Source organism: Mycobacterium attenuatum (assembly GCF_900566085.1).
Classification (GTDB): domain Bacteria; phylum Actinomycetota; class Actinomycetes; order Mycobacteriales; family Mycobacteriaceae; genus Mycobacterium; species Mycobacterium attenuatum.
This window is the reverse complement of record NZ_UPHT01000114.1, coordinates 24,531-41,858: the sequence shown is the minus strand read 5'-3', so window position 1 is coordinate 41,858 and position 17,328 is coordinate 24,531. Positions and strand designations below refer to the sequence as shown.

7 protein-coding genes are annotated in these 17,328 nt (G+C 63.6%); 3 read left to right on the top strand and 4 right to left on the bottom strand.

From position 1 onward, the window contains the following. The first annotated feature begins 174 nt into the window (after positions 1–174). Complete coding sequence (mbtG, locus tag EET13_RS18720; RefSeq protein WP_122443690.1) at positions 175–1,464, top strand: NADPH-dependent L-lysine N(6)-monooxygenase MbtG; 1,290 nt, start codon at positions 175–177, stop codon at positions 1,462–1,464. A 173-nt stretch (positions 1,465–1,637) separates the two neighbouring features. On the opposite strand, the gene nbtC is transcribed toward mbtG, so the two are convergent. The 4 genes from nbtC to EET13_RS18695 form a co-directional block, all read right to left on the bottom strand. Further along, entirely contained in the window at positions 1,638–4,697 is a 3,060-nt protein-coding gene (gene nbtC / locus EET13_RS18710) for a nocobactin polyketide synthase NbtC (protein WP_280177727.1), read from the bottom strand. Positions 4,698–4,710: 13 nt separating this feature from the next. Beyond that, the gene (locus EET13_RS18705; RefSeq protein ID WP_122443689.1) at positions 4,711–6,018 is read right to left on the bottom strand and encodes a beta-ketoacyl [acyl carrier protein] synthase domain-containing protein; all 1,308 of its coding nucleotides are present in this window, start codon (positions 6,016–6,018) and stop codon (positions 4,711–4,713) included. Next, a complete protein-coding gene (locus tag EET13_RS18700) occupies positions 6,015–6,773 on the bottom strand; it encodes a thioesterase II family protein (protein ID WP_122443688.1) in 759 nt (252 codons plus the stop codon). Before EET13_RS18700 ends, EET13_RS18705 begins: the two co-directional genes overlap by 4 nt. Before the next feature lie 138 nt (positions 6,774–6,911). Then, complete coding sequence (locus tag EET13_RS18695) at positions 6,912–7,469, bottom strand: GNAT family N-acetyltransferase (RefSeq protein WP_122443687.1); 558 nt, start codon at positions 7,467–7,469, stop codon at positions 6,912–6,914. Positions 7,470–7,718: 249 nt separating this feature from the next. Here EET13_RS18695 and EET13_RS18690 point away from each other — a divergent pair, with 249 nt between their 5' ends. Then, positions 7,719–12,749, top strand: coding sequence for a non-ribosomal peptide synthetase (locus tag EET13_RS18690; protein ID WP_122443686.1), 5,031 nt, complete (start codon positions 7,719–7,721; stop codon positions 12,747–12,749). A gap of 8 nt (positions 12,750–12,757) precedes the next feature. Continuing rightward, positions 12,758–17,314: a non-ribosomal peptide synthetase gene (locus EET13_RS18685; protein WP_122443702.1), complete on the top strand. Its 4,557-nt coding sequence runs from the start codon at positions 12,758–12,760 to the stop codon at positions 17,312–17,314. Positions 17,315–17,328 lie beyond the last annotated feature (14 nt).

Here is a 17,328-nt window from a genome sequence, read left to right as displayed (position 1 = left end):
CCCTGGGTCGAACGTGTCCTGCCCTTTGGACGTAGGGTAGCCTAACGCGAAGTTAGGGCAGCCTGAGCTAAGCAGCGGAGGTGGTGTGGTGGGCCGCGCATCACTGGGCGGTGTGCAGGCGGACTCGCAATGCCACGACCGTCCCGGCCGTTCAGCGCGGTCAGCGGGTCCACGATGAACAGGACGCTCGCGGTAGTCGGGGCGGGCGCGAAGGCGGTGGCCGTGGCTGCGAAGGCCGCGGCGCTGCGCGACATGGGCATTGAGGTGGGCGACGTCGTCGCCGTCGAACGCGCCGGCGTGGCGGCCAATTGGCGCGCCGGGGGCGGATGGACAGACGGCCGGCAGCGGCTGGGCACCAGCCCAGAAAAGGACGTCGGCTTTCCGTATCGGTCGGCGCTGGTTCCAGGGCGCAATGCCGAACTCGACGAACGAATGATGCGGTTTAGCTGGCAGTCGTATCTGGTTGCTACCGACCAACTTGTGGGCTGGATCGACCGGGGCAGGCCGGCTCCGACACATGATACTTGGGCAGAGTATCTGCGTTGGGTCGCCGACCGCGCGGCAATGAAAGTTGTTGGCGGTGAAGTAATTCAGATTTCGGCCAACGAATCGCATTGGGTGCTGCACACCCGTGAGTCGAGCTTGTCGGCCCAGACGCTGATGGTTACCGGTCCAGGTCAGCCGGAACGGACCATGCTCTCGGGTGCTCCGGGATTGTTGTCGATCGCGCAGTTCTGGGAGCGAGCCGGACGACACGAGCGCATAGTTGCGGAAAATGTCGCGGTCATCGGCGGCGGAGAGACCGCGGCGTCGGTTCTCAACGAGCTGTTCCATCACCGGGTGTCGGCGATCACGGCGATTTCCCCCCAAGCAACCCTTTTCACCCGGGGGGAGGGCTTCTTCGAGAACTCGCTGTTTTCCGACCCCACCGGGTGGAACAGCCTCAGCCGAACCGAACGGCGGGACTGTATTGCCCGCACTGACCGCGGAGTCTTTTCTGCGCGGGTTCAGGAGGCGCTCCTGGCCGACGAGCGGATCCAGCATTTGCGCGGGCGCGTCAGTGGGGTGGTCGAAGACGACGGCCGAATTTGGATCACGCTGTGCACCGACAACTGCGGTGAACGCCGCGAGACCCTTCATCGCTTCGATCTCGTCATCGACGGATCCGGTGCAGATCCACTGTGGTTTATGCCGCTGTTGAGCCAGGCCGCTGTCGATCTGCTCGAGCTCGAAGTTGGCGAGCCGGTGACATGCGAGCGGCTGGAGGAGGCCATCGGGTATGACTTGGCTGTCGTCGGAGTCGCCCCGAAACTGTTCTTGCCCAATCTATCCGGTGTAAATGAGGGCCCGGGATTTCCCAACTTGAGCTGCTTGGGGCTGCTTTCCGACCGGGTGCTGGGCGCCGAGATGGGTGTCGCGGACCGACCGATGGACAGAAGCGGTGAATATCAGTCCGTTCGATGATGACATCGGCACGTTCTACGTCGTGGGTAACGACGAGGAAGACCACAGTCTGTGACACTCGCGCGAATCGCCGTCCGTACGTTGACCAGAACCGGACTGACGTGCGCGCGAAGAATTTGCGCGGGTAATGGCTCCACAACAGGTTCAGCCGAGATTTGGCCCGGCGGCCATGTTCACTGTGCGCCAAGCTGCGCCAAAATGTCGGCAACGGAGGCCCCACCGAGAAGATCCGAGACCTCCAGGTCGTGATCTAGCTCAGTCTTGACACGTCGCCGTAACTCCAGCGCCTGCAAAGAATCCAGTCCGATGGCGACCATGGGGACGGTGACGTCAATTGACTCGGCACGGTCGACGCCAGTGACCTCGGCCACAAGGTGTATCAACTGCCGTGGCCGTTCGGGCCGCTCAGTGGAAGCCCCCGTGTCCATGAGCGGTGGGCTCAGCTGCGAGACCAACGGACCATATCCCAACATTTCCAGCACCGGCCGTGCGCGATCGAAGTCGAATGCCGCGACGACTCCGTTGCGCCGAAACGACGCCAGTCCCATTGCGATTGCATCGCCGGACGACATGGGAAGGACGCCGATGCGCGACAACCGGGCCATACCGGCGGGATCGAGGTCATGATGTACCCATTGGCCCCACTGCACAGAAACGCAGTCCAGACCCTCGGCGCGCAACCGGTGCGCCATGGCGTCGAGCATTCGGTTGGCCGCCGCATACAGGACCTGGCCGCGACCACCGATCGTCGCCGCCGCCGAAGAGCACAGCAGCACCCGACAGTTGTCGGTCCGGGGAAAGTCTTGCAGCACTCGGGAAATGCCGACAACCTTGGCGCGCAACGCCTGATTGGCCTTTTCGGCGGTGATCTCCGAATACTCGATGACCGCATAGGCGTCGACGGCGGCATGGATGATCAGGTCCGCGGGCGCTTCCCGATTTGCGGAGGCCAATTCTGACACTGCCGCTGGATCGCCCACGTCGCAGCTGGTGACCCGGATTTGGGCCGGGGTGGCCGAACGAATCCGTTGCAATCGAGCTGCGACCGCAGCGGTCTCCCCGGATCTGCTCACCAGGGTGATTCGTCGCGCGCCGCTGCGGGCGAAGTGGTCGCAGAATTCGAGCCCGAGGTTTCCCGTCCCACCGATGATGAGCGCATGTTCGGGAGGCGCGATACCGGAGTCGGCGTCGGGGGTCTCATTTTCGATGAGCCGCTTGGCGTAGAGGCCGCCGTTGCGGAATGCGAGCTCCGGTTCTTGGTGGGTGTGGATCGCCGCGAGGATGGCGTCCGCCGACTCTGCTGTCGTGAGTCCGGCCTGCAGATCGAGATGCCGAAACCGCACGTCCAGATGTTCGGCGCCGATGCAGCGAAATCCTGCGCTTGCCGCCGCGTGCACGGGATCGGGCGGTGCATCATCGGCGATGACCGCCTCACCGGCGACCGTCACCAGCCAGCATTCGCTAACCCCGTCGTCGAGTTCCGGCCACCAGGTGCGATTACCGAAGAACGTCGCGACCTCGGCTGCGGCCGCCCGGTCGCCCAGCGCCGGCGATTGCGGCATAAGGATCACCAGGGTGTCGAGATGGCCTTGGGCAACCGCATTTTCGCCGTCGATCAGGCATATGGCGGCGCCGAGTTCTCCGGCCGCCCCGCAGACCGCTGAGACCAGGTCCGTGCAGAATCCACTGTGATCAGCGATTCCAATGGCACGCGGTGGTAGCAGCGAGCGCTGCGACAACCGTACCCAGTCCTCGGCGAGACGTCGCGCCGGCGTGGTCTCGGGAACCGGGCCTTGTCCTTGGGTCACGGCCTGCGATGCGGTAGCAGGGGTTTGGCGGGCATGGCGCGCCTGGACGTCCTCATATGGCAGCCACAGCCGGGTCTGGTGCATGCAAGTATTAGGAAAATCCAACAACGGCAGGGAGATTGGTCCGCCCGACGAGCTGCCCAGACAATCCCACGAGTAGTCCAGGTCATCCAGAGCCAGCTGCACTAGGTTGCGGGTGAATTGGTCGAGACCTGCTGCCGCTCGTTCTGATGTGCCGACCACCATCCTCGGGTGGTCATCCGACTGTGCGGCGAGATTCTCGTGAATCGCCAATTGGAGCGTCGGGTGTTCGGACAACTCGACGAACGTGTCGACGTCACGCTGCGCCGCGGCCGCGATTGCCTTGTCGAATCGAACGATATTGCGCAGGTTCCAGAACCAATATTGGTCGATCGGCAGGTCCGGTGTCATGGGACCACCGAGGGTGGCGCCGAGGCAGTCGATCTCCGTATCGAGGAACTTCAGATTCTGCAATTGGCGTTGCATGGCGACGCGCACCTTGGCGCCAAGCTCGTTGATCAAGCTGGTGTGCGCCGGGTAGTGCACGCGAATGATCCGCGCAAAGGTGCCGCGCTGGGCGAACGTGTCGACGATGCCCTGCACGATTTCCCGATCACCCGAAATGCCTACCATGGTTGGAGAATTGACCACTGACAGCTGTGCCCATCCTGGGCTACGAGCCAGTATCTCCTCACAGGTGTCGCGGTCGGCGGCGACGACTGCCATCGCATAGTCACCGGAAGCGAACTCGTCGGTGGCTTGGGCGCGGATCCCGACGACCCGGACGGCATCTTCCAACGTCATCGCGCCGGATACGTACGCCGCGGCGATTTCGCCTTGGCTGTGGCCGATGGTGAGGTTCGGCACAATGCCGAATGATCGCCACAAGGCGGCGAGCCCGGCCATGTGGGTGAACAAGGCCGGCTGGACGACACCGGCGCGGTCACCGGCCGAAAAGCCTTCGTCAAGAAGGTAATCCAATGGGGAGCCACCGAACTGTGTCGCGAAGGCCGCAGCGCAGCGATCCGCCTCGGCGCGGAATGCCGGCATCGATTCATAGAGCAGCCGCCCCATCCCAGGTCGTTGGCTTCCCTGCCCGGGGAAAACGTAGGCACGGCGGCGGATGGCCGCGGGTGTGTTTGTCCGTAGCAACAAAGGATGTTCGTGGTCACTGGCGACCGCCTGTAGGGCCTCGACAAGATCGCCACGATCGGCAACCATGGCCAGGGCACGGTGTCGGCGTGCGGTCCGTGTCCGAAACAACATTCCGGCGATCGCCTGTGGCGCGACGTCGGGATGATCTGCCGCATAGGCAAGCAGGGCGGCGGCTTCGTGGCGCAACAAGTCGGGAGTGTCCGACGACAGCAGGACCGGTACGGTGCCGTTCGGAAGCCGGTAGGTCAGCGGTGTCACGTTGTCACTCACCGCTATTCACCGGCATCGCGATGATCGCATGCGCATTGGCACCTCCGGCGCCGAATGAGGACACCGCGCCGTAGCGGACGCCATCTTTGGGTTCCCACTGATGCAGTTTTGTCGCCAATCGCAGGCCCGTCATGTCCCAGTCCAACTTCTTTGTCGGGTTGTCCGAGAAGAGAGTCGGTGGGATCTGACCGTGCGCGCCGGCGAGCAGCAGCTTGATGAGGCCGAGTATTCCTGAGGCTGCCTGCGCATGTCCGGCATTCGACTTCACCGAGCCCACCAGCGCCTCGCAGCCCAACGAGCCGTAAGTCCGGAACAGAGCCAGCAATTCCACCGGGTCACCCGCTGGAGTCGCGGTGCCGTGTCCCTCGATCATTCTCACATCGACAGGGTCGATCCCCGCCGCGGCGATCGTCTTGCGCATCAGTTGCTCTTGCGCGCGCACGCGAGGAATGAGGATCGGTTTTCCTTTGCCGTTGTGGTTGGTGCGAACGGCCAGGATGCGTCCGAAGATCCGATGACCCAATTTCCTTGCCCGAGACTCACGTTCGACCAGAACCATCCCGGCGCCTTCGCCCCAGACAGTGCCGGTAGCGTCGTCGGAGTACGCGCGGCAATGCCCGTCGTCGGAAAGAGCATGAAGGCGGGCAAATTCGTAGAAAGCGGCGGGCGAACCCATCACACACACCGCGCCGGCGAGCGCCCACTCGCACTCGTCCGTCTGAACCGAGGTAGCAGCCAGTTGCAGTGCCGTGAGCGACGATGCACATGCGGAATCTATGGCCATTGATGGACCGATCAGGCCAAGGCTGTGCGAGATCCGTCCAGCGCCACCGAGCTGTCCCATACCGACAAGCCGGTGTCCACTGTAGGCGTCGACTGTAGCCACCCGGGGGCCGTATTCCGTCTGTGACATGCCGACGAAACAGCCGACGTCTGCGCCCTCGAGCCTGCCGGGGTTAATTCCGGCATTTTCCAAGGCTTTCCACGCCACTCGCAGCACGACTCGTTGCTGTGGGTGCATCGCGATGGCTTCCCGATGGGTGATGCCAAAACAGGTGGGGTCGAATGTGCCTGCGTCGTCGAGGAATCCGCCGGCGTCGCACACATGCCCCCAGCCATCGAGCCGGGATAACGACTGCAGTTCATCGAGTGGCCAGCCGCGATCGCGCGGAAACGGCGCGATCAGCTCCCTGGCTTCGGTCAGCGCCGACCACAAGGCGCTGGGCGTCTCGATTCCCCCGGGGGCCTCGACAGCCATGCCGGAAATGACGATGGGATCGATGGGCGCGTCGTTGTTCACGCCGTCTGCTCAGATCGCACACTCGACGCCAACAGCTCCGCGACAGCGCCGATGTGTGACTTCAGGTAGAAGTGCCCGCCATCGAACATCGTGACCCTGGCGGTGTCGGTGTGTCTGCCCCACCCATAGAGATCGGCCAGTGTGATGAACGGGTCCTGATCACCGCCCATGGCATGAACCGGGGTCGTTATCTTGACATCTTGAGCGCAGGAGTAGGCGTCAAAGGCGTTGTAATCGGCTTTGATCACGGGCAGTGCAATTCTCATGAGGTCGCGGTTGGTGAACACGTCGGTATCGGTACCCTCGAGCGCTGCCAGGTGGTCGAGGATCTCCTCGTCGTCCTTGGGGTGTGGTGGTTTGGCCGCGACTCGCGAAGGTGCGACCGCGGCGGAGACATGCAGGTGCCGCACGTCGATTCCGCTGGTTTCGGCGATCCGGACAAACTCGAAAGCCACCAGCGCCCCCATGCTGTGACCAAATACGACGATCGGAGCTCCGCGATGGTGTGGTGCCGTCGAAAACTCGGCGAATGCGCCGGCAGCGATGTCAGCAAGCGAGCCCATGGGGGGTTCAGCTGCCCGATCCTGGCGTCCCGGGTATTGGAACACGATGACCGCGAACGTCGCGCTGAGTACTTTCGAGAAGTCGCGATAGGCCGATGCGCCGGACCCGGCATGCGGAAAGACAAGCAGCGGAAGGCTGTTGGTCGAATCCGGCCGATGGAACTGCCTCATCCACCCCACTGTGCGCGGCATGCACCACTACCCCTTCGCCTACGGTCGCTGCGCGACAGCCGCAAGAGCCATGCAACTTAGCGAAGGCTAACATAAGCTTCGGCCCCGCTGGGGTGTACCTGGCTTGTTTGGCGCAGTTTCCTGGCGGGCTGTCCAGCGCTACCGCTCACGGATCATCAGGGCAGCGCGCTTGTCCGGCAGATCGAGGTCGGTGATGTGCCGGAACCCGGCACGCTCAAACGCCCGCACTGACCGCATGTTGTCGACGTCGGGTTCGGCCACAACTCGGGTGGCGCGCGGATCCGCATCCAGCTGCCATGAGCAGACCGCACGCAGCAGGTCGACGGCTAGGCGCTGGCCGCGGCATTCGGCCGGGCCTAGGAGCAAGTGCACGCCGGCATCGTGGTGGCGGGCGGCGTAGTACTGGGCCAGCGGGTCCAGATCGGCGCGGTAGAGCTCCCAGTAGCTCATCGGGACGCCGTTGAGCACTCCCAGGTACGGGGTCGAGTGAGTACTGCGGTGCTGTCGGCGCAGGTAGGAGGCGATTCGGACCCGCGGCCACGGTTTCCCCCAGAAGCGGGCCACCTCGGGATCGTTCATCCAGCAGTGCACCAGGTCAAGGTCGCGGCCGGGGATGAGCCGACGCAGCCAGAACTCTCCGGAGAACCGATGATGGTCCAGCGCGGCGCGGCGTTCCCGCAGGTCCAGCGTGTTCACCGCCTACCTCCCGACCGAACGACCCGCACAATTCGCATGAACGTATCGGACGCAGTGTTGATCCGGCCCCATAGCTGCTGTAACCGCTATAGCGGCAACACATCGAACTTAGCGAAGGCTAACATAAGCCTCTGGGGCGGGGACGTTGCTCAGAGCAGACGGCATTTCCCTGGCCGGCGGAGAGAGGGCATTTGATGCGGGTGGCGTCGTTGCAGTTCAAGACACGCGGATCGCAGGAGTAGGCGAGGCATGGCAGACGATGTGAAGACGATGCAGGAACGGCGCCGGGAACTGCTGCGCCGGCGTATCGCCGAAAGCGGTGTGGCGACGCGGGAGTCGGCCGGTGCGGCGCGCATCTGTGCGGGTGAACGCTACCGGTTGTCCGGCGGCCAGCGCCGGATGTGGTTTCTGCAGGCCATGGACCCAGCCGACGTGACGTTGAACATCTGCGTTGCCTACCGACTAACCGGCGCGGTGGACCAGGCGCGCTTGCGGGCGGCCCTCGCCGATGTTGTTGCGCGCCATGCGATTTTGCGCACCACATATGCGGTGGATAGCGAGGGGGAGCCCTATCAGGTTTTCTCCGACGAAGTCGAGATCAATTGGCGAGCCGACGATGTGACCGCTCTTGCGCAAGAGGGACGCGAGCGGCAGATCGAAGACATGGCCCGGCGGGAGTTCGGCCGGCCATTCGACCTGACGAACGAGCTGCCGCTCCGGATCACCCTGATCCGCACGGGTGCGGACGAATTCGTGTTGCTTTTGGTTGTCCACCACGTCTGTTGGGATGACGACTCGTGGGCTGTGTTCTTCGCCGATCTGAGCGCTGCCTACAACCGTCGCCAACTGAGCGGCCCTGTGCCACAGTTCGTTGCCGTCGAAGTGCTCGAGGCCGCGGCGGAACCTACCGTTGCTGATGTCGGTTACTGGGCGGACACGTTGCGCCCCGCGCCCGAACCGGTGGAGCTGCCCGGTGCGGCCGTGCCACCCCCGTCCCGGCGGGCTGCCCGTCGCATTCGAGAGGTGCCCGTCGACCTGTTTTCCCGGGTCGAGGAATTTGCCCGAAAACGCTCCGCCTCACCGTTTATGGTGTTGCTGGCGGTCTTTGGGGTGTTGGTGCGCCGGTACACCGGCGCAACAGATTTCCTCGTCTCCGTTCCGGTCACCGATCGCAGGGCAGGGGCCGAGGGCGCCGTCGGATATTTCGGCAACACGCTGTTACTGCGGATCGCCGCGCGATCAGACGATACGTTCACTTCGTTCGTCGACGCGGTGCGCGAAACCTGTCTCGCCGGCTTCGCCCATCAGTCCGTCGGCATCGATCGTGTGGTCCGTGAAGCAAACCCGGAGCGGATGGGCCACGACGGCATGGACCGGCTGGTTCGACTGGGTTTCAGTATGCGTAAGAGCGCCGGTGGATTGGCGTTGGACGGCATCAGTGTGCGACAACTCGAACTTGGCGCGGTAGCCGCACATCTTCCGCTTGCCCTTGCGGTTGTACTCGACATGGAAGGCGTGTTCATCGAGTTTGAGTATCAAACCGATGTGCTCAGCTCTGCAGTCATCGACCAGATGCTGGCTCACTATGTCCGGCTGTTGGACAACGCACTATGTGAGCCCGGGCGGCGCGTCGCGAGTCTCGACCTACTCGGCGCCGACGAGCGAAATGCCGTTCTGGCAAAGTCGCATGGCACCCTGGTCGAAACACCCCCTACCACGATGGTCGCGGTCTTGGAAGCACGCGCGGTCGCAGCCCCCGACGCGATTGCGCTGATTTCCGGCGAGACAGAGCTGAGCTATGCCGAACTGCACGGGTGTGCGAATCGCTTGGCGCGCTGGCTGGTCCGGCGGGGAGTGGGTTGCGACGACATCATCGGCTTGCGCATGGCCACGTCGATCGAGTTCATGGTGGCCGTGCTGGCGGTCCTGAAGGCCGGTGCAGCTTACCTGCCGATCGACCCGGCGTATCCGGCTGAGCGCATTGAATACCTGGTTACCGACGCCCGCCCGCGGATGGTTATGTGTCGCCAGGACTTCGACGCCGCCGTGGGGGCCGCCGCCGAGATGTCGGACGTCGGGCTGACCGATGCCGACCGGCGCCGCGCGTTGCGTCCCGAACACCTGGCCTATGTCATCTACACGTCCGGCTCCACCGGCAAGCCCAAGGGCGTAGCGGTTTCGCATCAAGCGATCGCCGACCACGTCACCGGTTTCATCGGCGAATGGAGCATGACCGCCGAGGACCGGATGCTGCAATCGTCGTCGGTGAGCTTCGATGCTTCGCTGTTCGACATCTTCGTCACGCTGTCGGTTGGCGCGGCGCTGGTGGTGCCCAAGCCCGGGGCATTCGGTGACCTTGGCTACGTCGCTGATCTGATCGCCCGCCACCGCGTTACCGTGCTGCACATGGTGCCGTCCATGTTGAGCACCATGCTGATGCTGCCGCACGTCGAGCAGTGGCAGGCGTTGCGTCACGTGCCGGTGGGGGGCGAAGCACTTCCCGGTGAGGTAGCCGACAAATTCGCCCGCTACTTCGACGCGGAGTTGCGTAATCACTACGGCCCGACCGAGGCGGTGGTCTGCTCGACGCACATCCTGGTCGAAAGGCCGTACGGCGCGCGTGTGGTGCCCATTGGTGTGCCGAACCGCAATGTCTACGCCTACGTACTTGACGAAGAGTTGCAGCCGGTGCCGGCGGAGGTGATCGGTGAGCTCTACCTCGGGGGTGTGCAGTTGGCGCGCGGGTATCTGGGGCGTCCCGGTCTGACCGCGCAGCGGTTTGTCGCCGACCCGTTCAACCCCGGCATGCGGTTGTATCGGACTGGTGACTTAGTGCGCCGCAACATCTCTGGCTGCCTGGAATTCATCGGCCGAGCCGACGAGCAGGTCAAGATTCGTGGCTACCGTATCGAATTGGCAGAGGTTGAGTCCGTGATCGCGACACATCCGGCGGTGCGGCACTGCCTGGTTGTTGCCGAAGAATCCGAGGCTGGACCCATGCTTGCCGCATATCTGGTCCCAGTGGCTGGTGGCGATCAGGTGGCTCTGGACGAGATCCGTGCACATACTGCCTCGGTGCTGCCGGAATACATGGTGCCCAATGCATTTGCGGTGATCCCCGACATACCGCTGACTGTCAGCGGCAAATTGGATAAGCGGGCACTGCCCGCACCGACGCCTATCGCGGTGCGTCGCTACCGCGAGCCGGCGACGCGGACCGAGCGACGGATCTGCGAGATCTTCGCTCGGCTGTTCGGCTGGGAGCGAGTCGGCGCCGAGGATTCGTTCTTCGGGCTGGGCGGTCATTCACTGCTGGCGGCCCGCCTCGTCGCACAGATCCGCACCGAGTTCGGTGTGGAGCTGACCGTCCGCACCGTATTCGACACCCCGACGCCGGCTGGGCTAGCGGCCGCGCTGGTAGAGCACTTCCGTGCCGAGTTCGAGGTCGACCTGGATGCGCTGGACGTCGAAGACGCGTCTGATGACGCTTGCCACGGCCCTCAGCCCGGGCCACCATCCCTTCGACCAGAACTCGTCGAATCGGTTCGGCCGGAACGACTCCCACTGTCGCACTCCCAGCTCGCCGTGTGGTTCCAATATCGGATCAATGGCGCGCGTGACGGCTTCAACATGCCATTTGCGCTTCGCTTCGACGGTCCGCTGGACCACGTCGCTCTTACCAAGGCGCTCCACGATGTGGTGGCCCGACATGAGGCGCTGCGCACCAACTTCGCTGAGCACGAAGGTGTTCCGTATCAGACCGTGCACCCCAGCCTGGATCTGGAACTGGCTATCCGGACGATCGACGCGGGTGATCTCGACGAGGCGATGGCGCAGCTGCGCCGGCAGGTGTTTACCCTGGAATCCGGGCCGCTGGTCAGGGCCGCCCTGTTTGCGCTGGGCGCCGATCGGCACATGTTGTTCCTGATCGTGCATCACATCGTTAGCGATCATGCATCGCTGGGTGTCGTCTTTGACGATCTGGTCGCTGCCTATCGCGCTCGGCTGCAAGGAGTCGAGCTGCAGTGGGCCGCGCTGCCCGTCCAGTTCGCCGATTACGCATTGTGGCAACGAAATGCACTGGGGTCCGGGTGGGGACACGCTGAGCTGTCGTATTGGCGTGATGCATTGGCTGGCTTACCCGATGAGATCTCGATAGCGCCTGACCACTCGCGTCCCCCCGTGCTCGGAAAGCGTGGGGAGGCGGTGAGTTTCACGGTCCCCGCGGCGCGCCGGGCGGCCCTGATACAGCTCGCCGAGGAAAGTAGCGCGACCGAGTTCATGGTCTATCAGGCCGTCCTCGCGGTATTGCTGCACAAGCTCGGCGGCGGCACCGACATCGCAGTTGGCAGCCCGGTGGCGTGCCGGGTCGAATCGATCACACAGAATCTGGTCGGCCTGTTCGCCAATGTTGTGGTGCTGCGCAACGACTTGTCCGGTGATCCGAGTCCGCGCGCCATGCTTGCCCGCAGCCGCGACACGGTGCTCGATGCGTTCGCACACCAGGAACTTCCCATCGAACGGTTGGTCGAGGCGCTTAACCCGCGGCGTTCGCTGTCCAGAAACCCGCTATTTCAGAACATGATCCATTTTCGCGGCGAGGATTGGGCGCTGGTACCACGCGATCTCACCAGGACGGGCGAAACCACCGTCGTTCCCGTTCCGATTGACTTCGACGTTTCGCTGCTGGATTTGGACGTCGGGATGAGCGTGACACCCCAGGGAGAACTGCACGTGCGGGTTGTCGCCAACGCCGATCTATACCAGCCTGCGACCGTCGTGCTGATTGCCGATGCTCTCAACGCCGCTTTTGATGCGTTCGCGATGACACCGGACAGTCCGGTGTCCAAGTTGGACTTGCTGCCACCGGCTGATATGGAGAAACTGCTCGCTCCGCCCGCCCCTCCCGTCGCTGTTCCGACGGAACTGCCCGCCGGCGGCTCGGTGGAAACCGAGCGGGTTCTGGTCGCCTTGCTGGAGGAGTTGCTCGATATCACCGGCATAGACCGCGATGACAACTTCTTCGCGCTGGGCGGTGACAGCATCACTTCCGTCAAATGGGCGGCGCAGGCCACCGCGCAAGGCGTGGCCTTTACCCCGGCAATGGTATTCGAGCACATGACCATCGCCGAGCTCGCCGCGGCAATCGGTGCGGCCACTGAACCGCCGGCGGCCGAGGCCGACTCGGCACCAGCGCAGGAATACACGCCGATGAGTGCATCGGGCCTGAGCCAGGACGCGTTGGCCGAGCTGACCGCATCCTGGCTCAAGGAGTCGTGAACGTCGTCATGACCACAGCTGCACAGATCGAAGACGTTCTCGCCCTCAGCCCGCTGCAGGAAGGGTTGTACGCCCTGTACCGAATGGCTGCGGACCGCATCGACCTTTACACCATGCAGTTTGTGATCGATATCGACGGACCGGTCGATGTCGAGCTGCTTCGCCGCAGCGCTCAAGCCATGTTGGACCGGCATCCGAACCTGCGCGCCGCCTTCTGGGATCGCGATTTGCCCAAACCGGTGCAGATCGTGCCCGCCCACGCCAAGCTGCCGTGGTCCGAAAGGCTCGCTTTTCCAACGGAATTCGATGATATCGGACGATCGGAGCGGCGCCGGCCGTTTGAGCTGCGTCGTGGGCCGGCATTGCGCGTCGTTCTGCTCACAGTTCCCGGTCAGAAGACCAGGCGCCGGATGATCTTCACCGCGCATCACATTCTGGTGGACGGTTGGTCGCTTGCCGTGTTCTTCACCGAAATGTTGACCGTGTATCGCGCGGCGGGATCGGCCGATGGGCTGCCAACCGCGCGTCCCTACCGTGATTACATCGTGTGGCTCGCCCAGCAGGACAGGGCGGCTGCGATCGCCCAGTGGACCGCATATCTGAAGGCCGTTTCGGGACCGCTCATGATCGCAGACGGCACAATCGCTGTGGGTGATGGCGTGCCGGAGAAGACGAAACTGCTGTTACCAGCTTCCGACACCACACGTTTGCGACAGTGGGCCGGCCGCAACGGCCTCACGCTCAATACGGCGGTGCTTTTCGCCTGGGCGGTGGTACTCGGTAGGCTCACCGACCGTCGCGATGTTGTCTTCGGCACTATCGTCTCTGGCCGACCCGAAGGTCTGTCCGGCGTTGAGACTATGGTCGGATTGTTCATCAACGCTGTGCCGGTTGTGCACCAGATGAGCAGCAGTGAGCCGGTGGTGAAGCAATGCACCCGGTTGCAGCGCGAATCATCGGCGATGCGTGACGTCGGTTATGTGAGCCTGTCGGAAATTCAGCGTGAAAGTGGTCACGGCGCTCTGTTTGACTGCCTGTTCGTGTTCGAGAATGCACCGATCGAGGACGCCATCCGCACCGTTAGCACAGCCGACGGCATCCGCTTTTCTCCGGTGGAGATGGAAAGTCTGACGCACTACCCGTTGACTGTGGTCGCGCACCGCAGCGGCGACGAGCTGCTGGTGCTGGTCGAGGTGATTCGTCAAGCGCTGCCGCATCTTCCGGCCCCCGAGATCGGTGAGCGCCTGCTTGCCGTGCTGCGACAACTGCCTGATATCGGCGACGACACGCCGGACGCGCTGGACATTCTCACCGCGGCGGAGCGCGCAGGGTCCGATGATCTTGGGGCGCGGCCGATTCCGTCCCCGAATACAACAGTGTGGGAGACGTTTGAGTGGCAGGTCCGCGCCACACCGGATGCCGTCGCCCTGACCGCCGGCGGTGCTGAGCGCTATACCTATGCCGAATTGCACGCTGAGGCGAGTCGGCTGGCGGGGGAGCTGGCCGAACGGGGCGTAGGTCCGGAAGCGGTCGTTGCGCTGGTGCTGTCGCGCTCGACTAGATCCGTCATCGCCATTCTGGCCGTGCTCGCCGCCGGCGGCGCCTATCTGCCCGTCGATGTGGCGCTTCCGGAACGTCGTATCGAATCTATGTTGCGCCTGGCAAATCCGGTGTTTGCAATCGCCGAGGCCGGTTATGCAAACCTGGTCGGCGCACGGGTCCCCACGTTGGTTCTCGATGATCCCGAAGTGGCCGAGCGCATTTCGCGGCGCGCTGCTGTCGCGCCGGTGGTGCACCGTCATGCGGAACACTGTGCCTACGTGATCTTCACGTCTGGCTCGACCGGTGAACCCAAGGGGGTCATTGGCACCAATGCCGCATTACTCAGTTATTTCGCCGACCACCGCGAGCGGGTCTACCGCGACGCCGCCAGGCGTCTACGCCGGCGGCTGCGGATCGCACACGCCTGGTCGTTAAGCTTCGATGCCTCGTGGCAGCCCATGGTTGGTCTGCTGGACGGTCATGGGATCCATCTGTTCGACGCCGACGAGATACGCGATGCGGATCGGCTGGTGCAAGGTATCGCCACGCGCCGGATCGACATGATCGACACTACTCCGTCGATGTTTGTGCAACTGCGGGCTGCCGGATTGTTGGATCACAATCTTTCGGTATTGGCCCTGGGCGGCGAAGCGATCGACGCGGCACTGTGGGGGCAGTTGCGCGCCCTATCGGCGGCACCGCCCTGCAACGCGGTCTACAACTGCTATGGGCCCACCGAAATGACGGTTGAGGCGGTGGTGGCGTCGGTCCACGACTACCAGACACCGACAATCGGAACGGCGAACTCTGGAACCTTCGGGTACGTCTTGGATTCCGCGTTGCGGATGGTGCCCACCGGCGTAATAGGTGAGCTGTACCTGTCGGGCGCGCAGCTGGCCCGCGGCTATGCCGGCAGAACAGCACTGACCGCCGCTCGCTTCGTGGCCGATCCGCTGCGGCCCGGTCAGCGCATGTACCGCACTGGTGACTTGGTCCGTCGCTTACCTCATGGTGGCTACGCCTACGTGGGCCGCAGCGATACCCAAGTCAAGATCCGCGGCTACCGCGTCGAGGTCGGCGAGATCGAGGGAGCCCTGCGTAGCCGGCCCGGGGTACACGACGCGGCAGTCTCCGTTGTACGCCGCGGTGGCGCCACCAGCCTGGTGGGTTTTGTTGTGTGGCAAGCGAATGCGGATACCGACCCGGTGCGGCTGCGTTCCGCGCTCACCGAACACCTGCCCGCCTACATGGTTCCGGCCCGGATCGTGGCATTACCTTGGCTGCCGGTGAACGACAACGGCAAGCTGGACAGCCACGCATTGGACCGGCTGGCCGAGAATGCCGTCCCGCACGTCACAGGCGGTGGCGCGGAGTCGGCAACTACCGCTACCGAGCGGTCGCTGTGCAGACTATTCGAAGAGCAATTCAACGGCGTGGTGCCGCACATCGATGACGACTTCTTCGCGCTCGGATTAGACAGCATTGTGGCGATCTCATTGGCGCACAAGGCCCGGCGCCGGGGTCTGGCACTGAGTCCGCGGATGGTGTTCGCCGCTGCGACAATTCGGCAACTCGCAGCCGCGATCGACGTTTCGGCCGCTTCGGGTCCGTGCGTTGTGAGTGACCAATACGGTGAGGTTCTGCCACTGCCGATAGTGTCCTGCCTTTACGAGTATGGCAACTATCGTCGCTTCACGAATACCATCTTGCTTCGGTTGCCCTGCGACATCGAGCGTTGCTCAATTGAGCTGGTGCTGCAGGTGTTGCTGGATGGACATGACACCCTGCGATCGATTCTGACCGACACGCCCGACGGGCCGCGTCTGGTGACTCGCGGGCCTGGCGTGGTCCGCGCCGCCGACCTACTTTCCCGCAGAGAGCTGACGAAATCGACTGAGGCAGAACTGAACTCGGCCATAGCATATGAAGCGCGGCGAGTGATCGACGAGATCGATCCCCGCGCGGGAGCGATGGTACGTGCGGTTTGGCTGTCTGGCGTGGACCAACATGTGCTGCTTCTCACCGTGCACCACTTGGCGGTGGATGTGGTGTCCTGGCACATCATGCTCGGCGATATCGCCGACGCATGGCGCTCGTTGGCTTCGGGCGCAACGCCGAAGGCGCTGCCACAGTTCACTTCGTACCGCTGTTGGTCGGAGCTGATGTGGAAACGAACGGCCGCGCCGGAGGTGCGCAACCAACGCGAATACTGGGTCGCCCAAGTTCGCAGAGCCGATCCCGCGTTGGGTGCGCGACATCCCGACCCTAGCCGAGACACCTGGTCTACGTTGCACATCACCCCGATCGTCACGCCGGTTCAGGTCACCGAGCGGGTGCTGGCCGCGGTCACCAGAGAGGAGGGAATACGCGAATTCTTGCTGGCCGCGATCACGATTGCCGTCGCGAGCTGGCGTCGTGTTCGTGCACAGGATCCGTCTTCCGGCGTGCTCATCGCTCTGGAGGGCCATGGGCGTGCTGATGCCACTCTTGACACCGACACTACGAACACCGTCGGTTGGTTTACCAGCGCGTTTCCGGTGCGGCTCGGAACCGGTGCTGCGGCTGTCGATATCGAGCAGGCCGAGGCAGATCCGCAGACCGCCCGGGCGCTACTCGATGTGGTCACTACCTACCTCACGGCGATTCCATACGGAGGTTTGGATTACGGTCTGCTTCGTTATGTCGACCGCGTCCCCGAGTTGCAGGAGGCCCCCGACCCGCAAATCATGTTCAATTACATGGGTCGGCTGGACCTCGGCGGCGTCACCGATCAACCTTGGTCACTTCTGTCCTGGCCTCAAATCGAATTTCTACCGGTCGATCCCGAGCCAGACCTGCCACTGCGCTTTGCCGTGCACATCAGCGCACTTGTACGTGCTACGCCCGAAGGTCCGCAACTGAGCGCGAACTGGCTGTGGAGTGATGCTGTCTTCACGCCCTCAGATATCGACCGTTTGACGCAGTTCTGGCAACGTGGCATTGCCGCGCTTGCCGCTTCTATGACCGAGAACGGAGCGGGGTGAAGCCGGTGCGGGGG